This is a genomic window from Burkholderia cepacia complex sp. TUM26381 (genome assembly GCF_057439935.1).
In genome coordinates, this window is the sequence record NZ_CM172008.1 from 926,628 (window position 1) to 949,066 (window position 22,439).

The following is a 22,439-nucleotide window of genomic DNA, read 5'->3' on the forward strand; positions in this document are numbered from 1 at the left end:
GTGCGGGGGGGCCGGAAAATACTAAAAATATTTCCGCGACATACGAAAAAGCTCTGCAGCGGAAACTCCGGCACCGCGGCTCTTCAGGTAAGGTGCTACGCAAAACCATGGACAGATTGCGCGCAGCGGCGGCAGGCCGGCGTGCGTATCAGAGGTGCTTGTGGCTCACTACACTTTGCGGCAACTGAAATACTTCATCACGACGGTCGAATCCGGCAGCGTCGCCGAGGCCTCGCGTCAGCTCTTCATCGCGCAGCCATCGATCTCGAGCGCGATCAAGGGACTGGAGGAAAGCTTCGGCGTGAAGCTGTTCATCCGCCATCATGCGCAGGGCGTGTCACTCACGCCGAGCGGCACGCGCTTCTACCGGAAAGCGCAGGAGCTGCTGCGCATCGCGCACGAATTCGAACAGAACGCACTCGCCGACAACGACGTGATCACCGGGCAGATCGACATCGGCTGCTTCGAGACGGTCGCGCCGCTCTATCTGCCGCAACTGATCGCGGGCTTTCGCGAGCGCTACCCGGGCGTGAACATCCGGCTGCGCGACGGCGACCAGCAGGAGCTGGTGCAGGGCCTGACGTCAGGCACGTTCGATCTCGCGCTGATGTACGACCACGATCTCGACGGCACGATCGAGACCGAGCCGCTGATGCCGCCGCAGCAGCCGTACGTGCTGCTGCCGGAAAACCACCGGTTCGCAGGCCAGTCGCACGTTTCGTTGCGCGACCTCTGTGTGGAGCCGATGATCCTGCTGGACGTGCAGCCGAGCCGCACCTACTTCGTCAGCCTGTTTCATGAACTCGGGCTCACGCCGAACATCGTGTTCGGCTCGCCTTCGATCGAGATGGTGCGCGGAATGGTCGGCCAGGGATTCGGCTTTTCGCTGCTCGTCACGCGCCCGCATTCCGAATACACGTACGACGGCCAGCGTGTCGTGACGATCGGCCTCAGTGAAACGGTGAGCCCGTCCGGGCTCGTGAGCGCACGGCTGAAGCGCGGCCAGCTCACGAAGCAGGCGCAGTCGTTCGTCGATTTCTGCCGCGAGCGGCTCGCGCAGATCGTCGCGGAATCGGCGCGATAGGAAGAAGTAACACGCACGCGCCGCAGGAAGCGGTGCGTGCGTGTCGGCAACAGGTCAGGCCGCCGCTGAAAGATGCGCGGCCAGGCGACCCAGCATCGCGTCGCATCCGTGCAGTTGCTCGAGCGTGACGAACTCGTCGGGCTTGTGGCCCTGGTCCATGCTGCCGGGCCCGCACACCACGGCCGGAATGCCGGCCTGCCCGAACAGCCCGCCCTCGGTGCCGAACGCCACCGTGCCGAACGCACTGGAACCGCTCAGCATCGCGAGCAGGCGCGCGGCTTCGCTGTCCGGCGCAGTGGCCAGCCCCGGATACGCGCCCAGCGGCTGCAATCGAATGTCGGTATTGCTCTGCACCGCACGCATTCTCGGCAACAGTTCGGATTCCGCATAGTCCTGCAGCTTCCTCGGCACCTCGTGCGCATCGAAATCCGGCAGCGCACGCACCTCGAAATCGAACTCGCATTCGGCCGGTACGATGTTCAGCGCACGGCCGCCCTTGATCAGCCCCGTCTGCACGGTCGAGAACGGCGGATCGAAACGGCCGTCGTGCCGCTCGGGTCGCGCGAGCGCCGCACCGATCTCGCCGAGCCGGCCGATCAGCTTCGCCGCATAGTCGATCGCGTTGACACCCGACGGCGCGTACGCCGAGTGGCACGCGGCGCCCTTCACGTGGCAACGCATCGCAAGCTTGCCCTTGTGACCGAGCACCGGCTTCAGTTCGGTCGGTTCGCCGATCAGGCACAGCCGCGGCCGATGCTCGCGCGCGGCCAGGTGTTCGAGCATCGGCCGCACGCCGAGGCAACCGACCTCCTCGTCGTACGAGAACGCCAGATGCACGGGCACATTCAGCGGCCGGGCAACGAACGCCGGAACCGCCGCGAGCACCGACGCGATGAAACCCTTCATGTCGGCCGTGCCGCGGCCGTACAGGCGGCCGTCGCGCTCGGTCAGCCGGAACGGCTCGACCGTCCACGCCTGCCCGTCAACCGGCACCACGTCCGTATGGCCCGACAGCGCGATGCCGCCGCGATCGCGCGGCCCGATCGTCGCGTACAGGCTCGCCTTCGTGCGTTCCGCGTTGTAGAACAGTTCGCTTTCCACGCCGAAGCCCGCCAGATAGTCGCGGATGAAGCCGATCATCTCGAGGTTCGACTCGCGGCTGACCGTCGCGAAACCGATCAGCCGCTCGAGCAGCGCGCGGCTCGACATATCACTCATCGCCCGGCACCCCGTAGCTCGGCGCGGCGGTCGGGTTCAGCGCGCGCGTCTGGTAATCCTGCATCTGCGGCCGATACGCACGCCACAGCGCATCGAGCTGCCCGAGCGGATCGGTATCGGCCCAGTCGACGCGCAAATCGACGATCGGCCAGGTCACGTCACCGGCCACCTTGAGCGCGGCCGAATGCACCGGCCCGGCCTCGCCGCCGGCCGCCATCGCCGCGTGCATCGCCGCCAGCAGCCGGTCGGCGAGCAGGCCGGGCGCCTGTTCGAACGCCTGCACCATCGCGTCGATCACGGCCGGCGCGGCCAGCAGGTTGCCGGCCGCCACGCATTGCTCGCCCTGCACCGCCTGATGCGTGCCGAGCGCTTCCTTGCCGGTGAAGCACGCCGTGTGCCCCTGCCCGTCGATCACCGTGACCTGCCGGTACTGGCTCCAGCCGTTCGCGCTCAACGCGCGGTCGAGCGCCGCGGCGGGCGCAAGCTGGTCGTGTTCGATCAGGTCGAGGATCTGCGGGCCGAGCGCCGGCAGCGTGATGTTCTGCGTCGCGACGGCGCCGACGCCCGCGCGCACCCAAGGGCAGCGCGCGCCGACCGCGATGCTCGACGAGCTGATCGCGATCCCGAGCTGGCCGGTCTCCGGGCAACGCCCGACGATGGAGAAAGTCATGTCGCCTCCTGGGCACGGTGCGGCTGCCAGTTGTCCGGGATCACCGCGATCACATCGATCTCCATCAGCCACTGCGGCTGACCGAGCGCGGACACGACGAGCCCCGTCGAGATCGGATACACGCCCTTCAGCCACTTGCCGACTTCCTGGTACACGGGCTCGCGATAACGCGGATCGATCAGGTAGGTCGTCGTCTTCACGATGTGCGTGATGTCGCTGCCGGCTTCCTCGAGCAACTGCCTGACGTTCTTCATCGCCTGCTCGGCCTGCGCGCGCGGATCGCCGAGGCCGATCAGGTTGCCGTCGAAATCGGTGCCGACCTGGCCGCGCACGTAGACGGTGTTACCGGCCCGCACGGCCTGGCACAGGTCGTTGTCGAGCGTCTGGTTCGGGTAGGTATCCTTGGTGTTGAACATGCGGATACGCGTATGGGTAGGCTGGCTCATCGAAGTCCTTCGAGTGTCGGGGTGTTCGCCCGCCACGCCGACAGCGGTCGCGGCGCGGCGGGTCGTATCAGGGGGTCAGTTCGCCGCTTCGGCGAGCGGACGCGCGTCGGCCGGTGCCGGCTGCGCGGCCGCGCGGTGCTGCGACGCGTCGTGGTACGCGAGATATTTGCGCTGCGTGACGATGTGATCGGCGATGTGCTTCGCGTCGTGCCACACGCCCCAGATGAAGCTGGAGCCGCGCCGCGACAGCCACGGCAGCCCGAGGAAATAGATGCCGGGCTCCTTCGACACGCCGCGCTGGTGCTGCGGCTTGCCGGTCGGCGCGAACGCGTCGACGTCCAGCCAGCCGTAGTCGACCGCGTAGCCCGTCGCCCAGACGATCGACGTGACGCCGGCACCGGCGAGGTCGAGCGCGAGGATCGGATGTGCGACGCATTCGGGGTTCGGCAGGATGCGGCGTGCCTCCGGCTCCTCCGGCAGGTCGAGGCCGTTGCGTGCCGCGTAGGCGTCGGCCGCGTCGAGCAGCGACAGGTAGTTCTCGTCGCCGCGGGCGAGATTGACCGCGAGATCGCGTTCGAACACGGCCACGCCGACGTCGAACGACTTCGTCAGCCCGACGAGCGTCACGCCCTGGTTCGCGAGCGCGCGAAAATCGACCGTGTGGCCGCCGCGCGCGCCGCTCACCGCAATCGTCACGTGTTCGCGGCCGGGCGTCGCGATTTCCTTGTCCCATTCGCCGAGCACGCCGAGCCACCAGCAGAAGTCGCGGCCGCGATACGCGCGCGGCGGGCGATCGTGCGGCCCGACCGACAGATAGACCTGGCGGCCCGCGCGCTGCAGCTCGTCGGCGATCTGCACGCCCGACGAACCGGCGCCGACCACCAGCACCGCGCCTTCCGGAAGCTGGCCCGGATTGCGATAGTCGGCGGAATGGAGCTGCACGAGGCGCGCGTCGGCCGGTGCGATCGGCGGAATGACCGGGCGCTGGAACGGCCCTGTCGCGACGACCACGCGATTCGCCTCGATCGTGCCGTCGGAGGTTTCCACGACGAAGCCCGGCTTGCCCGTGTTGCGCACGACGCGCTTCACTTCGACCCCCGTGCGGATCGGCGCGTTGAATTTGCGCGCATACGCTTCGAAGTAGTCCGCGACCTGGTCTTTCGACGCGAACGCATCGGGATCGAGGCCGTCGAATTCGAGCCCCGGGAAACGGTCGTGCCATGCCGGGCCGTTCGCGACCAGCGAATCCCAGCGCCCGGTGCGCCAGCGTTCGGCGATGCGGCTGCGCTCCAGCACGAGATGAGGCACGCCCAGCTTGCCCAGGTGTTCGCTCATGGCCACGCCGGCCTGCCCGGCGCCAACGACGAGCGTATCGATTGAGGTTGTTTCGACTGCCACGGCTGTCTCCTTCTGAAGTGCGGCTCATGCGACGCTTGAGCAGTCGCGTGAGTTGGAATGGAGACATTCTGCTGACAGGCCGCCCGGCGCGAAATGATGTTTTTTGTTGGTGTTGACGAGAAAAAAGCTGGGGCGAGCCGTGGTCGTGCGGGCAGCGCTGCGGCCCCGGTCCCGGGATACCGGGCGCCTCGTCGGCACAATCGTCGGCGCACCCATGCCGACAAGGCCGAGACGGATTGCCGGCGAAACGCGTCGGCGAAGATTTCGTTTTGACGCTATTCTGCGGTTCGAACAGGGATGACCGTGCCCGAGTGACCTATGTCTGCAATCGACTCCGACGATATCGAGCAACACGCGCGTCAGGCGAACGGCCCGGCGACGCGCCGGAATGACGCGCGCGTCTGGCGCTCGACGCTGATCCCAGGCGGAGAGATGGTCACGGCCCGGTTCACCGACCATGTCTATGCGCCTCACTGGCACGATGCGTACACCATCTCGGTCATCGAGCGGGGCGCTGAGCGTTACGACTACCGCGGTACGCGGTTCGTCGCCGACGCCGGGTCCCTGCCGATCATCAATCCCGGCGAAATCCATACGGGCTCGAGCGCGGCCGACGCGGGCTGGCAGTGCCGCACGTTCTATTTGCCGGTCGATTTCGTGCAGGGCGTGGCCGAAGAGGCCGGGTCGTCCCGTCACGATACGCCCTGGTTCGACTCGGACATCATCAAGGATGCCGACCTGGTCGGCCGCGCGCTGCGCGCGCACCGCGTGCTCGAGACCGGCACCGACATGCTTGCCGTGGAGTACGCGCTGCTCGATGCCGTTTCCACGCTGCTGAAGCGCTACGGGCGGATGCGTCCGCCTTCCCGGCCAATGAGCATCGATCGCATGCGTGTCGAGCGCATGAAAGCGCGCATGCTCGACGAGCTGACCGCGTCGCTCGATCTCGCCGAACTGGCCAATGTCGTCGGGTTGTCGAAATTCCATGCGGCGCGCATCTTCTCGCGCGAAGTCGGCATGGCGCCGCATGCGTGGCGCAATCAGGTTCGGCTGGCCCGCGCGTGCGATGCGCTTCGTGCCGGCATGCCCGCAACGGACGTGGCCGCGACGTTCGGCTTCGCGGACCAGAGCCACTTCAACCGTCACTTCAAGAAAGCCAACGGCGTCGCGCCGAGTCGCTGGCGGGCCACCCGGTAAAAAAACGCGCAAACCACAAGAACGTTCAAGCGCGCGCGCCGCACCGCGTCCTATCCTCGCCCTCAATGGGAGGAAGACATGAACGCAGATCAACGACGCAGCCCCGTGACGATCGGGGAAGCAGAAGCCGCTACGGGTTTCGTGGCCCTCGACGACATCCGGCCGCGACGCGGCGCGGAGGTGCTGGTCGAGGTGCTGAGAAGCGAAGGGGTACGCTACGTTTTCGGCAATCCCGGCACGACCGAGCTGTCATTCATCGATGCCCTGGCCGACGCCCCCGACCTGTCGTATGTGCTGGGCTTGCAGGAGGCCGCGGTCGTTGCGATGGCGGACGGCTATGCCCAGGCTTCCGGCCGGCCCGGCTTTACGAACCTGCATACGGTAGGCGGCCTCGGCCACGCGATGGGCGCCCTTCTGAATGCGAAGGCGGCCAGAACGCCGCTGGTCGTCACGGCCGGCCAACAGGATACCCGTCATGCCCACACCGATCCGCTGTTGTACGGCGATTCGCTGGGCGTCGCCCGTCCGGCGGTCAAATGGGCACGGGAAGTCGCGCACCCTGACGAAATCGGCGTGCTCGTGCGGCGGGCCTTCAACGACAGCGCGGCCGCGCCGTCCGGGCCGGTGTTCCTGTCGCTGCCGATGGACGTGATGGAGCGCACCACGTCCGTGCCTGTCGCGCGTCGATCGGCGATCGACCGCACCGCGATTCCGTCGGCGCTGCCCGATCTCGCGAAGGCATTGGCATCGATCCGCCCCGGACGCCTCGCGATGGTGGTCGGCGACGAAGTGTTCGCGGCCGGCGCCAGCGCGGAAGCCGTGGCCATCGCCGAAACGCTGGGCGCGCCGGTATTCGGTCCGTCCTGGCCGGCCCACCTGCCGTTTCCGACGTCGCATGCGTTGTGGTGCGGCAACCTGCCCATGACGGTCGCCGACATGCATGAAACGCTTCGCGCCTTCGACGCTGTCTTCGTGCTGGGCGGCCACTTCAGCATCACGATCCTCTACTCCGTCGGCCCGGCCGTTCCGTCGAGTTGCAGGCTCTATCAGCTCGCAAGCGACCCGCAAGACCTGGGCCGGATTCATGCAACCGCACTGGGCTGCGTCGGCGCCCTTCGCCCCTCCCTTCAGGCACTCCTGCCGATGCTGCGCGACGCGTCGCAGCATCGGCGCGCTGAAATCGACGCGTTGCGCGCTGACGCGCAGCACGATCGCGCACGACAGCGCGCCCGCCTCGACGAACAGGTCGCGTCCGGGTTGAACGCCGCCATGACGACGCCACTCGTCGCCGCGCACGAGGTCGCGCGGGCGCTGGGCCCGACGACGCCGCTCGTCGATGAGTCGCCGGCGACGATGCCGCTGATTCGCCGCGCGCTCCACACCAGCGGTACCCGGCAGTACTACGGTACCCGGGGCGCCATCCTCGGATGGGGCATGGGCGCGGCGGTCGGCATCTCGCTGGGGCTCGGGCGGGAACCCGTCGTCGCAATCGTCGGCGACGGCTCCGCCCTCTACGCGCCGCAAGCGTTGTGGACCGCGGCGCATGAAAGTCTTCCGGTCACGTTTGTCGTGGTGAACAATCAGGAGTACAACATCCTGAAGAAGTACATGAAGTCGCAGCAGCATTTCGTCAGTGCTCACACCGATCGCTTCGCCGGCATGGACCTCAAGGATCCGCCCATCGACTTCCTGGCACTGGCAAAGTCCTGGGGGCTCGCTGCCCGTCGCGTGGCGCGTGCAGCGGACATCGCGGCCGCGGTCGAGTGCGGGATCGCATCGGGACAGCCAAACCTGATCGAGATTCCGGTCGGCGTGACGTAAGCGGCCTCGCGTGGCCAGGGGCCGAATGGCCTCTTCGGGTTCAGGCCGCACCGACGCCGGCAATCGTCCACACGCGGCGATTCCGGGCACCGATACGATCCGCAGCCATTTCGCTCGGCATCGGCGTGGTCAGGTTCGTGCGCGCGCTCGGAACGGTTCAACACATGCGCGTCCGTGTCGACCAATGGATTTTCCGACGCAATCGCGCGGATAAGCGAACCATCGAACGGTATTCCACCGGCACCCGCACGCATGGCAGGCGCCGGTTTCAACGATTCATGCCGGCTACACGTTGGCCCATGCATCGGTGCCCTTCTGATACTGCATCACGCCACCGTGAATCCGCACCCGCAGGTTGCCGTCCGGCACCTTCACCCATTCAGTCATGTCGAGGCTCATCATCAGCCCGGCGAAGAAATCCTGCAGCTCCTGCGACTCGCTGCCCTGCCAGAGATCGATCCGCCCGAGGCACGCACGCATGTCACCACTCTGCTGCATGATCGTCTCGACCTGTCCGGCGACATCCGCCGCCGAATCGTAGACCTTCGTGCCGTCGGCGCTGACGATCGACAGATGGATCGCGCGCACCAGCGTTGGCTGGCCCGGCGTCTGCTCGACGAGCGCGATGCAACTCGTCATCGCGCCGAAATCGATTTCCGTCGCATCTCCCCAGGCGCGCTCGCCAACCAGCAGCGGCGCGGGACCTTTTACGTCGTGAATGATGTAGGACATGGGTTCCTCACAAGATTGGACAGGACTGCCGGTAGCGGGCCGCGACGTGTCCGGGAAAATGGACGTGCGCCGGTCCCGCCGTTCACATCCCGCATCGGGCCTGACGGCCCGGCGGGTCGTGTCGATTGATGCTTCGTCGCTGTACGCACGGCAGGCAATCGCCCGGTGTTCACGCGGCACGATTCCCCGCGACGTTCGTCATCGACGCAACCACCACTGCCGCGCGGACGATTGCGCGCGCATCGATTCAATGCAGATCGCTTCGCACCGCGCCGCCGACGCTGCCCTACGCGCCCTTCTTGTCCAGCAGCGCCTGATACTTCTGCAGGCTCTCGTCGATCTTCTCGAGCGCGACGCTCGCGGCCTCGCCTTCGATCGCCTCCGCAGCCCCCGCGACGATCGCCGCGGTCGCGACGAACAGGTCCGTCAGCAGCAGGCCCACCGCATCCATCGCCATCCCGGGCACGTTCTCGTCGACGGTCTTCTGCGCCAGATCCTTCATCAGCACGCTCTTGCCCGCGATCGCCAGCGACGTCGTCGCCTCGAAGTAGTTGGCCGCCGCCTGCGCGACCATGCCGCCCGCCTGCGTGATCATCATGTTCGGGCCGACGGCGATCTGCGTCGTCGCGTAGGACGCGGCCTCCGCGTTGATCGCCTGCACCGTCTGCAGCGCCGGGGCGCCGGGCCCGGTCGCAACCGCGATCTGGTTCGGCGCCTTCAGCGTATCGGTCAGCCTGCGCAGCCGGTTGACCGGCCACGCGCGCGCGCCGCCCGCCGATGCCGCGGGGGGCGGCACGGCATCGGCCGGCGTCGCTGCTTCGGCGGCGACATCGGCTTGCTCGTCCGGCGTCCGCGTTGCGCCGTCGCCGCGCCCGCCCAAAAGACCTTTCATGTTCATGATTCAGGTATCCCGAAAGTCATCGCGTCCTAATGCGTGGAGCCCGTCTTCGGCCCGCCCGTCACGGGCTGCGATGCGCCGCCCGATGCCCCCTTCGGCGACGCCTCGACGGACAGGATCATGGCCACCGCCTTCGACACGACGGCGTTCGAAATCTGGTTCAGCGCTGCCTGCTGCTGCGTCATGTTCTGCGCCGAGATGCCGACGGCCTGGCTGAACATCTGGTAAAGCGTGCCCAGCGCCTGGGCCGGCGATCCCGCGACGACGCTGACGTTGGTCTGCGTCAGCGCGTCGGTAATCTGCTCATTGACTTTGTCTGCCACGAGGCCTCCTCGGATCTCGGCTCCGGCATGCGATTGAAGGAACGGGCGGGCCGGCAGGCCAGCGACGCCGCGCATGCCATTAGGAACGCTGCGTGAGTGCGTTCGTGAACCCGCTCACGCGAGTTCCTCGCGCAACTTCTTGCGCAGCAGTTCGACACGCTTCCTGGCAAGCGGCTCGTTGATACCGAGCGTCGCCGCGATGTGCAGATAGGGACGGTCTTCCTCGAATTTCAGCGTGAACAGCATCTGCTGTTGCGCAGGGAGCGTGGACAGCGCCTGCTCGAGACGCAGCAGTTGCTGCCGGAGCAGTAGTTGCTGCTCCACCGACGGCGCGTGGCCGGCCAGCTCGACGGTGTGATCATCGTCCCAGCCCGGGTCGAATTCGAGCATGCCGCTTTCGCGGAGACGGCGGCGCGCGCCATCGAGGAACGCGTGATTCAACGCCAGGAAGAGAAAGCCGGACAGGTTCCTGACGCGCTCGGGCGAGCGCTGCAGGTAGATGTGGACCTTGAGTGCGGTATCGGAAAGCAGTTCGTCGGCACGGTGAATATCACCCTTGCACAACAGGCGCGCGCGGCGCCGCAACTTCCCCTGCATTTCCCGCCACGTGCGATCGAGCTGCTGCGCCGGAGACTCGGGCGTCGAGGCAGCGTGCTGGTTCGAGGTTGTCATCCCGTGCCTTCCTTTTTTATGGAAAACACAGAATCGATTCGATGCCGAGAGCGGCGCTGTTACCCGCGTAACACCGTTATAACGATAATCGGTTTCGGTAAATTTTCTTGATTATTATGAACGAAAACTTTAATCACCCGGCTTAGCCCGATCCGTCGTTTCACGTGCGTTGCCGGGCCTGAATAACGGCATTGCGATGAAAAACAACGACTGCCGCCGCGATACATCCGTGCGCCGGCATGCTGCTACCCATGTCGATGAGCCAGGCGCCCTTGCCGCCAGCATGGCAACCTGCCGGGCCTGCTTGCCGATTATCACGATATTTCCATTATTCAATTTTCACGTAATGCCAAAGGCAGCGTTTTTCGCTAGGTGGCTGCATCGTCAAACAACCTCGCGCGGAAAACATGCCTGCCCTTGCTAATGCTCCAACGCTGCGCAATATACCGATACTGACCGATCTCCCGGAAAGCCTGCTCGCGCACATCGAACGCCATGCCACACCCTGGCCCGAACACGGCAATCGCCTGCTGTTCTTCAAGGGCGATCCGGGCGATTTCGTTGCGTTCGTGCACCGTGGCCGCGTCTACAGGACGCTGCACGAACCCGGCGGACGCGAGATCATCCTCGGCCACTCGATGCCGGGCGACCTCATCGGCGAAAACACGCTGATTCGCGCACACCGGCGCAGCTTCACCGCCCAGTTGAGCCCCGACTGCCGCATTTCGCTGCTGCATCGCCAGTACTTCGCACCACTGCTGGCCGATGCCGAATTCATGGGACGCATCCACGAGCAGCTGTGCCGGCACATCCACCAGCTGAGCGATTTCGTCGAGTCGGCGTGCCTTTACCGGCTCGACGCAAGGCTCGCGCGCCATCTGCTGAACCGCATGCAAGGAAACGATCTCGAGGTGCCGCTGCCGGAGAACCAGAGCATCCTCGCCGCGATGCTCAACGTCAGCCGGCCGCGACTGAACAGCAGCCTGCAGAAGATGCAGCGCGAGGGCCTGATCCGGCTACACGAGCACGGTGTGACGATCGAGAAACCGGAGCAGCTCCGGTACATCGTCGACGCCAATTGACGCGCCGGCAAACACGGCGTCGTGCCGCGGCGCGCGGAGGTGACGCGCGCCGGGTGCGCGGCGCGCGATGAAGGTCAACCGCGCCAGTGGCCGATGGCGTTCATCAACTGCGCAACGGCGGCCAGCTGGGACGCAAAGCTGTCGTTCGACGACCGCGCCGCGCTGGCCAGCGCCACCGGCGAGCCCGCATAGAGCTGCATGATGCCGACGGTCGTGGCGGCGAGGTTGGACGCCGCCTGGTTCGCCTGCATCTGCACCGCGTTGTGAAGCAGGATCGCGGACGCATGGCTGTTCGACTGCATGAGCGTGCCCAAGGCCACGGCGGGCGCCTCGCCCACCACCTTGACGTTGGCTTGCGTGACTGCATCGGTCATCGCAGGGGAAACCTGTTCCGGCATGTCGTTGCTCCTGGTTTGCTCGCCGCCGCGGCGCAGTCACGGCGAAAGCATGGGTGAGTGGGTCGGTCGGCGATGCGTGCCGTACGGCGCAGTCGATGCGCGCCGTCGCGGACGTCGACACGACATCAGGCGCCGGGCGGCGGCCACCGCGATCGGGGCCGCCGCCCGGCGTCGACGCCGGGTTACGCGTCAGGCGGCGAGCGCCTTGCCGAGCGCGAGCACGTCGGCCAGCACGGACAACACGCCGTTCGAGCCGATTTCCGTGGCGGCCGCGCCGGCGCTCGCCGGCCCGAGCGTGTACAACTGCATCGTGCCGACGTTCGTCGAGGTCGGCAGCTGCACCGCGGACTGCGATTGCTGCTGCACGGCATTCTCGAACAGCACGCTGAGCGAATGGCTCTGGGCCTGGTACAGCGAACCCGTTGCCATCGCGGGCGCTTCGCCGACCACCTTGACGTTGGTCTGCGTGACCGCGTCGGTGATCGCGGCGTTGACCGTGCAGGTCTTGCAGTTGCAGGGGTCTTTCGGGTCGTTTGCGTCGTTTGCCATCGTATTTCTCCTGGTTCGCGAACGGGTGCCGCATCGAATCGGCTTCGCCCGCTCTGTCGGTTGCTCCGGAACACCGCGCGGCACCGCGGGTCGGGCGCCGGCGGCCATGCTGCGGATCCGTGGCACGGCGGCGGCATTGGCGGCTCGTGCCGCTAGCGCCGCCGCTCAACCACGGCGTCGCGACGACGCCTTACGGCCGCACTGCCTTCCCGATCGCGATCACGTCGGCCAGAATGGAAATGATCCCGTTCGCACCGATTTCCGTGGCGGCCGCGCCCGCGCTTTCCGGCCCGATCGTGTAGAGCTGCATCGTCCCCACGTTCGTCGACGTTTGCGACTGGATCGCGGCCTGCGACTGCTGCTGCACCGCGTTTTCGAACAGGATGCTGAGCGAATGGCTCTGGGCCTGGTACAGCGAGCCCATCGCCATTGCCGGCGCTTCCGCGACCACCTTGACGTTGACCTGTGTGACCGCATCGGTAATCGCGGGATTGACCTGGCACACTTGACACGTATCAGCCATTTGTTGCTCCTTGGTTCACGTAGTTGAGAGGTCGCACATCGGGGCCGGCCGGTTTCGCGTTCGGCCGCATGACCCGCGTGCTACTCCATGGACGCTTGGCCGGGGATATCGTGAACGCCGGCGGTAGCGGCAGCGGTCGATTCGGACAGCTCGACCGGACCGGCGCCGATGCTTTGCAACCGTTCCTCCATTGCGTCGAGCCGGATCGCGAGCCGTTCGGCGAGCGAGTCGACGTATTGCCGGAAGCATGCTTCGATTTCCTGGCGGATGAGGCCCGTCAGCTGTTCGCCGATCATCGCCAGCGCCTCGCGGGTGCTGTCCTGGAGCTCGGCCGCGCCGGATGCCTGCGCGTCGCCCTGCGGCTCGTGCGCGTCGAGTACGCCCGACACCTTCCGCTGTTCCGACGCCAGCATGCCGAGGGTCGTCTCGTTCTGCGCGTCGATCGTCTGCAGGATGCCGCGCATCTTCTCGTACGCCTTCTGCTGGTTGAGCTGCAGAAAATGCTTGATCTGTTCGCGCGCCTCATGCCGGGTCTTCAACTGCGGCAACGACGGGTTCGCGGCGTGCGCGTGCGTGGCCGGGCCGGTGGCCGACGCCTGCGGATTCCCGTGTCTGCCCGGCAGCCGCTCCACCAGCGCCTGTTCTTCGCCCGGCTCGAGGGGCCGTCCCAATCGCTTCTCCGCGAACTGCCGCAGCAGGGGGTCGAGTGCTTCGTGGCTCATCGCTCAGCCCTCCTCGATATCGGCTCGCGGCGCCAATGCGTGCGGTTCGGATTCGGATGGACGCCGCGCCTCGGCGCCCTGATCGACGTGCTGCAATGGATATCGCATGGTGTTCTCCGGGAATGGGATGCGTGACGGCCTGGCCGAAAATTTCGGCAGAACCGCTGCAAGGACGAACCGTGCGACGTGCCTGTGAAGTCAGCCGTTGCTGCGGGCGGGCGGAGTGTGCAAGGTGTCCGATGTCGCCGACGTCCGGGCCGCGCGTGAAAGCGTGCATCGGCCGGACGATGCGCTGTTCGAGCGGACGGGAAGCAACGAGTGGTCGCGCCCGTTCCCGACAATTCTTGACTGTGCCCAAACCGCCGAACTGGTAGGATGCCGGTCGCCTCGATGCGGGCGGCAAGCGGCAGGACACTCAACCGCCCCCTTTTTCAAGGCCCCGCGACTGCTAAACTTTCGGTCGTGCCCTGACGATCCCGTGCACCGAACAGCCCCCCGGCCCCCGTAAAACCCGTCACACCTCGGCGTCGCCAAGCCCGACCCGTTGCAGCAACCGTTGGAGTGGCGCGCCCCGCGCCTGCAAGCATGAAGAAATCGAAGCAGCCCCCCCGTCCCTCGCACGACAAGGACCGCACGCCGCTCGCACGCGCCGGCGCGTTGCTGCTGATGGCCGGCCTGCTGTACCTGTTGTGGCCGTCGGCCGAAACCGCCTACCTCGCGATGGAGTCGGTGATCCGTTGACGCGCACGGCCTGCCGCACACTGCGCTATACTGGCGCGATGGAAACCCAACCCGCCTCGCCGATCGTGCATTGCTGGTGGCGCGCCTGACCCAGGCGGCCCGTTTCCTTTTGCATGTCCCAAACGTGATGCCGCCAGCCATGGCGGTATTTGCGTTTCTGCGCTGACATCATGGCTGGCGGCTTCGATAACCCGGAGCCAACGTCCACCATGACTCACCCGTCCCGCCCGATCATCCTCACCGGCGACCGCACGACCGGCCCGCTGCATCTCGGCCACTACATCGGCTCGCTGCGTGCACGCGTACAGATGCAGCACGAAGCAACGCAATTCCTGCTGCTCGCCGATACGCAGGCGCTGACCGACAACATGGGCCGCCGCCAGCGCGTCACCGAGAACGTGATCGAGGTCGCGCTCGACTATCTCGCGGTCGGCATCGACCCGGCGATCTCGACGATCGTCGTGCAGTCGCAGGTGCCCGAACTCGCCGAGCTGTCGCAATACCTGCTCAACCTCGTCACGGTCGCGCGCCTCGAACGCAATCCGACCATCAAGGAAGAGATCCGCCTGCGCGGGTTCGAACGCGATATCCCTGCCGGCTTCCTGACCTACCCGGTGAGCCAGGCAGCCGACATCACCGCGTTCAAGGCGACGCACGTGCCCGTCGGCGACGATCAGCTCCCGATGATCGAACAGACCAACGAACTCGTGCGCCGCTTCAACGCGACCGTCGAACAGCCCGTGCTGGTCGAATGCGAGGCGGTGCTGTCGTCGGTCACGCGGCTGCCGGGAATCGACGGCAAGGCGAAGATGAGCAAGTCGCTCGGCAACGCGATCACGCTCGGCTCGACGCCGGACGAGATCACGCAGGCCGTGAAGGACATGTACACCGATCCGAGCCACCTGCGCGTGAGCGATCCCGGCCAGGTCGAGGGCAATGTCGTGTTCACGTTCCTCGACGCATTCGAGCCGGACGTCGCAAAAGTCGACGAACTGAAGGCCCACTATCGCCGCGGCGGGCTCGGTGACAGCGTCGTCAAGCGCGTGCTGAACGAGCGGCTGCAGGCGCTGATCGAGCCGATCCGCACGCGCCGCCGCGAATTCGAAGCCGACAAGGCCGAGGTGATGGCGATCCTGAAACGCGGCACGCTGCACGCGCGGGACGTGGCGGGTGCGACGATCGCGGAGGTGAAGGGCGCAATGGGGCTCACGTACTTCGATTGAGCGGCGCCGTCATGGCCGCTCACGCTCCGGCGGAGCGGCATGACACACGGCCTCGATCCGGTTGCCGGCCGGATCGACAAGAAACGCCGCGTAGTAGTCGCCGTGGTAGTGCGGCCGCAATCCGGGATCGCCGTCGGACTGGCCGCCCGTGGACAGGCCGGCCTCGAAAAATGCGTGCACCTGCTCGCGCGTGGACGCCTTGAAACACCAGTGTCGCTTGTTCGTCCCGATTTCGGCGGGATCCAGATACACCGCCAGGAACGTCGATGCGATGTCGTTCGCGTTGCAACGTTCGCCATAACCGAGCGCGGTAGCCCGATCATAGACCTTGGTCGCGCCCAGCGCGGCCATGACGGCATCGTAGAAGGGGCGAGCCAGATCGATATCCGGGACACCGATCGACACGTGATCAAGCAGTTGCATGGGTTGGTCAACCGAGAATTGCACACCTGTGGGAACGTGCACGCGCCCGTCATACGAGGCTGCGCGGCTATCGCGCATTCCTCGGAAACAGGCGACGAGGACTCGATCGGCGAACTTCCTGCCCCCATGACGTCACCGCTCCGTATGAGAGCACGTGCTTTCAGCCGTCATTCTAAGCCGACCAACCCGGCCGGGAAAATCATCGATGTTTCCCGGCGATGGCTCAACGCACCTACTTGATGGATTGAACGACCTCGAAGCCCTCGAATTCCGGATGCCCGAGAAAGAGCGAGCGGCTGTCGTTCGACTCCCCTCGATGCGTGGCGTCGAAGGCTTTCGAATTTCTCCATGCCTCGAACGCCAGGTAATCCGTCCAGATCGTCTGGCTGGAATACAGAATGTGATCTTCCCTGCTCACCCCCTTCAGCAGATTGAACTCGATCGCGCCCGGAAGCTCTCTCAGATAAGTCTCGCGAGATGACCAGACATTTTCGAATGCCGCTTCGGATCCGAGTTTCACCTTGAAACGATTGACTGCGATGTACATGTCCAATGTTCCTCTTCCGTGGTGATGCAGGGATTATTTGCAACGGGTTGCACGTTGCGTGCGGATCGGAGTAATGCTTGCGCCGCGAATGATCGACTTGCCCGTCCATCAAGCTCCGATCGTTTCGATGCCTGAGACAGGCCAAGCCCCTCCCGGAGCCCTCATGAACCAGTCTCGCGGAATGTATATGTTGCGCGGAATGCGCGTGGCGGCACGGTGCTCATCACGAAGAACCGGCTTGATTTGCGAAGCGATCGACAAGGCGCTTCTTTGGCTTGATCAACTTGTTTCTCCAGAGTGATGAAATCATCCATTAATATGGTTTCCTTATCAAATCAGATTCTCATTCTCTCGGCGCACACTAGCCGGATCACAAGGCGAGGCGATGACGGAGGGTCGCGCCGAGTAACGAAGCCACCATCTGACGACCGACTTGATCGATCAAACCACCGATCGTCACGCGCCTTCCCGCTCGTCATAGGCTTGCCGGGCCTGTTCGATCTCGTCCAGATGGTTGATCGACCAATCGTAGACGGCGCCGAACGGCACCTGCAGCGTGCGCCCCAATTCGGTAATCGAGTATTCGACCGCAACCGGCGAAGCGTTGATCACTTCGCGCGCAATCAGGCCATTACGTTCGAGACGCCGCAGCGCCTGCGTGAGCGCCTTGTGCGTGACGCCCTCCAGACGCCGCTTGATCTCGTTGAAGCGTGTGGGCTTCTCCGAAAGCAGCGTGAGAATCATCACCGACCATTTATTGGCCACCTGATCGAAAAACGAGCGCGCGGCGCAGTCCGCAAAGAACACTGCGTCAACCTCACATGCCATCCCGGTATCCTCCTGTATATCTACGCACTTCGTGGTGCGTAATTGACCGTAGATATCCGACGTATACCATAGGTGTCACCTCAATCGCGCCGAGCCTTGAATCGCAAATGCGCTGCCGGCATACACGTCAGATTGCGTGGCTCGACACCTCGGAGAATGCGGAATGGAAGCAAGCCTGGGCAATGCATTGTCAGTCGATGGAGCCGGTTTCGCCGGCACTGCAATTGAATCCGCGGCACATCTTTATTCAACGGATGCCGGCAGCGGCAAGAACGTGATGCTCCTGCACGGCTGGACCTGCGACGCCGGCGACTGGAGTGGGCAAGCCCCCTGCTTCGAGCACAAATATCGCACCGTGACCATCGAGCTACGCGGACATGGCAGGTCCGAGGTGATGCCGTCCGGCGCGTACTCTCCGGAGGATTACGTCGCCGACATCGAGTCGTTGATTGCGACGCGCTACGCGGGCGAACCGTTCATTCTGGTGGCGCATTCGATGGGCGGCCAGATTGCGGCCCGCCTCGCGGCGCGCCGGCCCGAGTTGGTCCGCGCCATCGTCTCCATTGACGGCGCACTCGGATTCTCCAACGAAGCCGCCGAAATCTTTGCGAAAGCCGCAAACGACATGAACGGAGAAGATGCTCGCGGCGTGGTCGCGGCGTTTTTCCAACGTGTCTACGGCCCCGGGACCGATCCAGCTCACAAGCGCTTGCACACCGACCGGCTTCAGTCGATGCCGCTGCACGTCATTCGCGAATCCTTCGCACCATTGTTCTTCGGCGCGGGTCAGGTGGGGATTGGCGAAGCGAGCGCACGGTTTTGCGCGGGCCTGACGGTGCCCGTCTACCACCTGTGCATCGATCCCGCGCAGGCCGATCGCATGCGTCCATGGTTCTCGCACCCGAAGTCGAAAGTGCAGGTGTGGTCTGACACAGGTCACTGGATCATGCAAGATCGCAAGGACGACGTGAACGCGGCCGTGACCTCGTGGATCGATTCGCTGTAGACCACGCCCCCTCCAAGCCCGGGAATGCCCATGCCGAATCTTGACGTCCTGTTCAGCCCCTATCGCCTGCATACGCTCGACGTGCCGAATCGCGTGGTGATGGCACCGATGACGCGATCGTTGTCGCCCGCCGGCGTGCCTACCGCCGACATGGCCGCTTACTACCGTCGCCGTGCCGAGCACGGCGTGGGTCTCATCATTACGGAAGCCGCCGGAATCGATCGTCCGGCCGCGCTGAACGAGCCGGATATGCCTCGCTTTCATGGCGAAACGGCGCTCGCCCACTGGAAAACGATCGTGGATGAGGTCCACGCAGCAGGCGGGCGTATCGCATCGCAACTCATGCATGTGGGCCAGAAACGCTCGAACGCGGCTTCCGGCTGGATACCGCCCGCGCCCTACGAAAGTCCTTCGGGTCTTGCCTTGACGGGGCAGCCAGCCGGCAAGCCGATGACCGATGCCGACGTCGCGCAAACCATCGACGCCTTCGCACGCGCGGCGGCCGACGCCGAAAGAACCGGATTCGACGCTGTTGAGTTGCACGGTGCGCACAACTACCTCATCAATCAGTTCTTCTCCGAGGATCTGAATCTGCGCAGCGATCCGTATGGCGGCTCGACACTTCTCGCGCGCTCGCGCTTTGCCATTGAAATCCTGAAGTCGATCCGCGCCGTCGTGAGCCGCGACTTCCCGGTCATTCTCCGCCTGTCGCAATGGAAGCCGAAGGATTTCAACGCACGTCTCGCGGCAACGCCCCAGATACTGGAACAGTGGCTGGGCGCGCTCGTCGACGCAGGCGCCGACGCCTTCCATCTCTCTCAACAGCAGTTCTGGCAGGCGGCTTTCCCGGAAGTCCATGCAGGGCTGAATCTGGCGGCCTGGGCAAAGAAGCTCACGGGCGTGACCGCCATTACCGTGGGCTCGGTTGGATTGACGCGTGACGTCTACGCATCGTTCGCCGGCCAGCGCGCGCAAACGGCATCGCTCGATGGCCTGCTGGAACGGCTGGCGCGTGACGAATTCGATCTTGTCGCAGTCGGACGCCCATTGCTTCAGGACGCAGCGTGGCTCGACAAGATCCGCGAGAACCGTCTCGAGGCCATTGCCGACTTCACGCCCGCGGCCTTCGCCACGCTGAGCTAGCGTATTCCGTCACGCGAAGCGGCCTGCTGCTTCGCACGGGTGGAACATCGCCGCACGCGTGTGCCTGCCAACGGCCCGAGGCTGTCGCCGTCATCCGGCGGCAGCCTTGCATCGCCGCTATTCCAGCCCACTCACGACACGCTCGTTCACGTCGTGCGGCACGCGTCCCGCGCGTTTCTTTCATGTGTCGATATCGAGCATCACGACGACTTTCGTGCACGAACGCACCGGCTTCTTAGTCCACTCCGCCGATGTCGCGCCCTGGCACACCCGCTATCGTTTCCCCGTCATCCACACAGTTCATGACACCATGACATCACAGGAAACGATCGACCGACTGGACATCCAGGATCTGCTGACGCGTTACTGTCACGCAGTCGACCGCCGCGACTGGCCGGAATTCGAGCGCCTCTTCACCGCCAACGCGCGGCTGGACTACGCGGCGTTCGGCGGCCCGGTCGACAGCCGCGCGGAGATCGCGTCCTACCTGGAACACATGACTTCGACGATGCGCGGCACGCAGCACACGATTTCGACGTCGCTGGTGATCGTCGACGGCGACGCCGCGACCGCGCGAACGGCCGGCCAGGTGATGATGGTGTCGGCCGACGAAGCCGGCGACGATCGCGTGTGCTTCGTCGGGCTGTGGTATCGCGACCTGCTGGTGCGGACCGAATGCGGGTGGCGCATCCAGAGCCGCATGCAGGAGCGCAGCTGGATGCACAACGCGCCGCCGGTTGCAGCGCGCTGAACGGCCCGCGCGGCGCGTTACTTCATCTGCATCAGCTGAATCAGGTTCCCGCACGTATCGTCGACGATCGCCACACGCACGGGCCCCGCATCCATCGGCGCCAGCGTGAACCGCACGCCGAGCGCCGTGAGCCGCGCGAATTCGCCGTCGAGATCGTCGACCTGGAACGACGCGGCAGCAATGCCGTCCTCGTACAACGCCTGCTTGTACGGCCCCACCGCGCGATGGTTGCTCGGCTCGAGCAGCAGTTCGGTGCCGTCCGGCTGATCCTTCGACACCACGGTCAGCCAGCGGAACTCGCCCACCGGCACGTTGTTCTTCAGCCTGAACCCGAGCTTGTCGGTATAGAACGTCAACGCCTTGTCCTGGTCGTCGACAAAGATACTCGTCACATAGATTCGCATTTCACGCTCTCCTGAAGCGGCGGCCAGCGCCCGCCTCTATTCTTCGTCGAAATCGATGACAAACGTGTAACCCTCGTCGATCAGCTTGCTCAGGTAGCCGTCGAAGTCGTCGGCGATCACCGCGTAGCTGTCGGGGTCGTGCAGAAAGCGCACGACCTGCCCGACCTTGCCGCCGGGCGCCGGCTCGAAATCGATGTAGAGCTGCGACGTGCCGCCGTTGTTCATGCAATGCGAGAAGCACAGCCGCCGGCTCATCGGCAAGGCGATGTCGATGCGCGGATCGACGAGTTCGCCGTCGTCGTTCGCGTCGTCGCCGTAAATCCCGGCGATGCTGTCGCGGTACTTCGCGCTTTCGTCGAGCATCTGCGCGGCCGATAGCAGGTAGTAAGGATATTCGTAGACGTCCGAGCCCAGCGCGTACACGTTGATCGTCGTGCCGCCGTAGTCGCGCCAGTAGGTGCCGTCGAGCTTGCCGAGCAGTTCGAGCAGGCTGGCCGGGCACTGCGGATAGACGGCGCGCAGCGCATCGAGCTGCTCGGGCGTCGCGCCCGTGGCGGCGGCGAGCGCCGTGTTGTCGGCATCGGGCAGCGCGGCGCGCAGGCCGGCGAGGTAGGTATCGACGAGGGTCATCGCGAAGGGTCCTGAATCCGGGAAACGGGCAAGCGCCATTCTAGCGCCCGCCGCCGCGCATGACCGCCCGGCTTCGCGTCGATTGCTTACGTGATCTGGTACGTCGACGCCGGCACGAATTCCTCCGGCATCGGCCGGTCGCCGAGTTCGAGCACCGACCGCTCGATCGTGCGCGTCATCGCATCGAGCGCGAGGGCATTCGGCGCAAGACCGAACGGCTCGGCCACTTCGTTCGCAATCGCTTCGAGCGCGATCAGCGTGTACGAGATGAACACGCAGATCAGCGGCGTGAAGAACTCCGTCGAATCGACGAGCCCGAACGGCAGCAGCACGCAATACGCGTACACGGTGCGGTGCAGCAGTACGCTGTACGAGAACGGGATCGGCGTCGACAGGATGCGCTCGCAACCACCCACCGACTTGCCGAGCTCGTCGAGCTGGGTCTCGAACATCCAGCAGGTCGTGTCGCTGCCGGGCGCGCGGCCCAGCGCACGGACGATGCCGCCGCGCAGCTCGTCGAGGATCGCAACGGGCTTGAAGCATTTGCCGCCAAGCTCGACCGTGCGCGCCGCGCCGAGAATGCGCCGCAGGTCTTCGGTCGGATCGGTATGGCGCAGCTGATGCTTCAGCGCATACGTGAATGCGATCAGCAGATCGGCGAGCCGGTTGCGCTCCGCATCGCTGACGCCGTCGGGCAGGTAGCGATTCAGTTGCGACGTCACGGTGCGCGCGGCGATCAGCAGGTTGCCCCACAAATGCCGCGCTTCCTTGAAGCGCTCGAAGCTCGCGTTGTTGCGAAACGCGAGGAAGATCGCGAGCGCGAGCCCGAACAGCGTGAACGGCGCGGTGTTGAGCGGAATCTTCTCGCCGAAGATGCGCCCGTTCGTGAAGACCGCCAGCGTGCTGACGATCGCCATGAACACGAGCTGCGGAATGATCGATTGCAGCACGGAGCCGTTCCATACGAACAGCATCCTGAGCCAGTTTTGTCGTGGTCTGACGATCATGAT

At 65.2% G+C, this 22,439-nt stretch carries 28 protein-coding genes; 9 read left to right on the forward strand and 19 right to left on the reverse strand.

Annotated features, from left to right (window positions below; translation table 11 throughout):
- Positions 1-160 precede the first annotated feature (160 nt).
- Positions 161-1,084, forward strand: coding sequence for a LysR substrate-binding domain-containing protein (locus tag ACWMMN_RS36000; RefSeq protein WP_059241999.1), 924 nt, complete (start codon positions 161-163; stop codon positions 1,082-1,084).
- Positions 1,085-1,138: 54 nt separating this feature from the next.
- On the opposite strand, the gene argE is transcribed toward ACWMMN_RS36000, so the two are convergent.
- From argE to ACWMMN_RS36020, 4 genes are all read right to left on the reverse strand, one after another.
- Positions 1,139-2,302 carry an acetylornithine deacetylase gene (gene argE / locus ACWMMN_RS36005; protein WP_256087486.1) on the reverse strand — a complete coding sequence of 388 codons (1,164 nt, stop codon included), beginning with the start codon at positions 2,300-2,302 and terminating at the stop codon, positions 1,139-1,141.
- A complete protein-coding gene (locus ACWMMN_RS36010; RefSeq protein WP_486424204.1) occupies positions 2,295-2,972 on the reverse strand; it encodes a DUF1028 domain-containing protein in 678 nt (225 codons plus the stop codon). The genes argE and ACWMMN_RS36010 overlap by 8 nt, the downstream gene beginning before the upstream one ends.
- Positions 2,969-3,418, reverse strand: coding sequence for a RidA family protein (locus tag ACWMMN_RS36015; RefSeq protein WP_059242004.1), 450 nt, complete (start codon positions 3,416-3,418; stop codon positions 2,969-2,971). The genes ACWMMN_RS36010 and ACWMMN_RS36015 overlap by 4 nt, the downstream gene beginning before the upstream one ends.
- Before the next feature lie 75 nt (positions 3,419-3,493).
- Positions 3,494-4,816 carry a flavin-containing monooxygenase gene (locus ACWMMN_RS36020; RefSeq protein ID WP_486424205.1) on the reverse strand — a complete coding sequence of 441 codons (1,323 nt, stop codon included), beginning with the start codon at positions 4,814-4,816 and terminating at the stop codon, positions 3,494-3,496.
- 318 nt (positions 4,817-5,134) lie between these two features.
- Here ACWMMN_RS36020 and ACWMMN_RS36025 point away from each other — a divergent pair, with 318 nt between their 5' ends.
- Entirely contained in the window at positions 5,135-6,013 is an 879-nt protein-coding gene (locus ACWMMN_RS36025) for an AraC family transcriptional regulator (protein WP_059242009.1), read from the forward strand.
- A gap of 78 nt (positions 6,014-6,091) precedes the next feature.
- Complete coding sequence (locus ACWMMN_RS36030) at positions 6,092-7,834, forward strand: thiamine pyrophosphate-binding protein (protein ID WP_486424206.1); 1,743 nt, start codon at positions 6,092-6,094, stop codon at positions 7,832-7,834.
- A gap of 285 nt (positions 7,835-8,119) precedes the next feature.
- On the opposite strand, the gene ACWMMN_RS36035 is transcribed toward ACWMMN_RS36030, so the two are convergent.
- The 4 genes from ACWMMN_RS36035 to ACWMMN_RS36050 all read right to left on the reverse strand — a co-directional run bounded on the left by ACWMMN_RS36035 (position 8,120) and on the right by ACWMMN_RS36050 (position 10,459).
- On the reverse strand, positions 8,120-8,566 hold the full coding sequence (locus ACWMMN_RS36035; RefSeq protein WP_059242011.1) for a hypothetical protein: 447 nt from the start codon (positions 8,564-8,566) through the stop codon (positions 8,120-8,122).
- 286 nt (positions 8,567-8,852) lie between these two features.
- Positions 8,853-9,458 carry a hypothetical protein gene (locus tag ACWMMN_RS36040; protein WP_486424207.1) on the reverse strand — a complete coding sequence of 202 codons (606 nt, stop codon included), beginning with the start codon at positions 9,456-9,458 and terminating at the stop codon, positions 8,853-8,855.
- Between the two features lie 35 nt (positions 9,459-9,493).
- On the reverse strand, positions 9,494-9,787 hold the full coding sequence (locus tag ACWMMN_RS36045; RefSeq protein ID WP_059242014.1) for a RebB family R body protein: 294 nt from the start codon (positions 9,785-9,787) through the stop codon (positions 9,494-9,496).
- A 114-nt stretch (positions 9,788-9,901) separates the two neighbouring features.
- Positions 9,902-10,459: an RNA polymerase sigma factor gene (locus tag ACWMMN_RS36050; RefSeq protein ID WP_059242016.1), complete on the reverse strand. Its 558-nt coding sequence runs from the start codon at positions 10,457-10,459 to the stop codon at positions 9,902-9,904.
- Positions 10,460-10,866: 407 nt separating this feature from the next.
- On the opposite strand from ACWMMN_RS36050, the gene ACWMMN_RS36055 reads away from it, so the two are divergent.
- Complete coding sequence (locus ACWMMN_RS36055) at positions 10,867-11,541, forward strand: Crp/Fnr family transcriptional regulator (protein ID WP_059242017.1); 675 nt, start codon at positions 10,867-10,869, stop codon at positions 11,539-11,541.
- A 74-nt stretch (positions 11,542-11,615) separates the two neighbouring features.
- Here ACWMMN_RS36055 and ACWMMN_RS36060 read toward each other — a convergent pair whose 3' ends face one another.
- The 4 genes from ACWMMN_RS36060 to ACWMMN_RS36075 form a co-directional block, all read right to left on the reverse strand.
- Positions 11,616-11,939, reverse strand: a complete 324-nt coding sequence (locus tag ACWMMN_RS36060) for a RebB family R body protein (RefSeq protein WP_059242019.1) — start codon at positions 11,937-11,939, stop codon at positions 11,616-11,618.
- A 189-nt stretch (positions 11,940-12,128) separates the two neighbouring features.
- Positions 12,129-12,488, reverse strand: a complete 360-nt coding sequence (locus tag ACWMMN_RS36065) for a RebB family R body protein (RefSeq protein ID WP_486424208.1) — start codon at positions 12,486-12,488, stop codon at positions 12,129-12,131.
- 190 nt (positions 12,489-12,678) lie between these two features.
- On the reverse strand, positions 12,679-13,011 hold the full coding sequence (locus ACWMMN_RS36070) for a RebB family R body protein (RefSeq protein WP_059242024.1): 333 nt from the start codon (positions 13,009-13,011) through the stop codon (positions 12,679-12,681).
- Between the two features lie 80 nt (positions 13,012-13,091).
- Entirely contained in the window at positions 13,092-13,733 is a 642-nt protein-coding gene (locus ACWMMN_RS36075; RefSeq protein ID WP_174994554.1) for a hypothetical protein, read from the reverse strand.
- Between the two features lie 585 nt (positions 13,734-14,318).
- On the opposite strand from ACWMMN_RS36075, the gene ACWMMN_RS36080 reads away from it, so the two are divergent.
- On the forward strand, positions 14,319-14,474 hold the full coding sequence (locus ACWMMN_RS36080) for a hypothetical protein (RefSeq protein ID WP_174994553.1): 156 nt from the start codon (positions 14,319-14,321) through the stop codon (positions 14,472-14,474).
- Positions 14,475-14,683: 209 nt separating this feature from the next.
- Positions 14,684-15,697 (forward strand): tryptophan--tRNA ligase, encoded by a 1,014-nt coding sequence (gene trpS, locus ACWMMN_RS36085; RefSeq protein WP_059242035.1) that lies wholly within the window; start codon positions 14,684-14,686, stop codon positions 15,695-15,697.
- A 9-nt stretch (positions 15,698-15,706) separates the two neighbouring features.
- Here the strand turns inward: trpS and ACWMMN_RS36090 are convergent, their stop codons facing one another.
- The 4 genes from ACWMMN_RS36090 to ACWMMN_RS36105 form a co-directional block, all read right to left on the reverse strand.
- Positions 15,707-16,120, reverse strand: a complete 414-nt coding sequence (locus ACWMMN_RS36090; protein WP_486424209.1) for a VOC family protein — start codon at positions 16,118-16,120, stop codon at positions 15,707-15,709.
- A 232-nt stretch (positions 16,121-16,352) separates the two neighbouring features.
- A complete protein-coding gene (locus ACWMMN_RS36095; protein WP_059242039.1) occupies positions 16,353-16,667 on the reverse strand; it encodes an antibiotic biosynthesis monooxygenase family protein in 315 nt (104 codons plus the stop codon).
- 161 nt (positions 16,668-16,828) lie between these two features.
- Entirely contained in the window at positions 16,829-16,981 is a 153-nt protein-coding gene (locus tag ACWMMN_RS36100; protein ID WP_486424210.1) for a hypothetical protein, read from the reverse strand.
- 142 nt (positions 16,982-17,123) lie between these two features.
- Positions 17,124-17,495 carry a winged helix-turn-helix transcriptional regulator gene (locus ACWMMN_RS36105; RefSeq protein WP_059242041.1) on the reverse strand — a complete coding sequence of 124 codons (372 nt, stop codon included), beginning with the start codon at positions 17,493-17,495 and terminating at the stop codon, positions 17,124-17,126.
- Positions 17,496-17,658: 163 nt separating this feature from the next.
- On the opposite strand from ACWMMN_RS36105, the gene ACWMMN_RS36110 reads away from it, so the two are divergent.
- The 3 genes from ACWMMN_RS36110 to ACWMMN_RS36120 all read left to right on the forward strand — a co-directional run bounded on the left by ACWMMN_RS36110 (position 17,659) and on the right by ACWMMN_RS36120 (position 20,395).
- On the forward strand, positions 17,659-18,501 hold the full coding sequence (locus tag ACWMMN_RS36110; RefSeq protein WP_486424211.1) for an alpha/beta fold hydrolase: 843 nt from the start codon (positions 17,659-17,661) through the stop codon (positions 18,499-18,501).
- A 30-nt stretch (positions 18,502-18,531) separates the two neighbouring features.
- Entirely contained in the window at positions 18,532-19,644 is a 1,113-nt protein-coding gene (locus tag ACWMMN_RS36115) for an oxidoreductase (RefSeq protein WP_486424212.1), read from the forward strand.
- Between the two features lie 214 nt (positions 19,645-19,858).
- Positions 19,859-20,395 (forward strand): nuclear transport factor 2 family protein, encoded by a 537-nt coding sequence (locus ACWMMN_RS36120; RefSeq protein WP_486424213.1) that lies wholly within the window; start codon positions 19,859-19,861, stop codon positions 20,393-20,395.
- 17 nt (positions 20,396-20,412) lie between these two features.
- Here ACWMMN_RS36120 and ACWMMN_RS36125 read toward each other — a convergent pair whose 3' ends face one another.
- The 3 genes from ACWMMN_RS36125 to ACWMMN_RS36135 form a co-directional block, all read right to left on the reverse strand.
- The gene (locus ACWMMN_RS36125; RefSeq protein ID WP_059242045.1) at positions 20,413-20,799 is read right to left on the reverse strand and encodes a VOC family protein; all 387 of its coding nucleotides are present in this window, start codon (positions 20,797-20,799) and stop codon (positions 20,413-20,415) included.
- A 36-nt stretch (positions 20,800-20,835) separates the two neighbouring features.
- The gene (locus tag ACWMMN_RS36130; protein ID WP_256087493.1) at positions 20,836-21,429 is read right to left on the reverse strand and encodes an SMI1/KNR4 family protein; all 594 of its coding nucleotides are present in this window, start codon (positions 21,427-21,429) and stop codon (positions 20,836-20,838) included.
- 86 nt (positions 21,430-21,515) lie between these two features.
- On the reverse strand, positions 21,516-22,436 hold the full coding sequence (locus ACWMMN_RS36135; protein WP_174994550.1) for a bestrophin family protein: 921 nt from the start codon (positions 22,434-22,436) through the stop codon (positions 21,516-21,518).
- Positions 22,437-22,439: the final 3 nt, after the last annotated feature.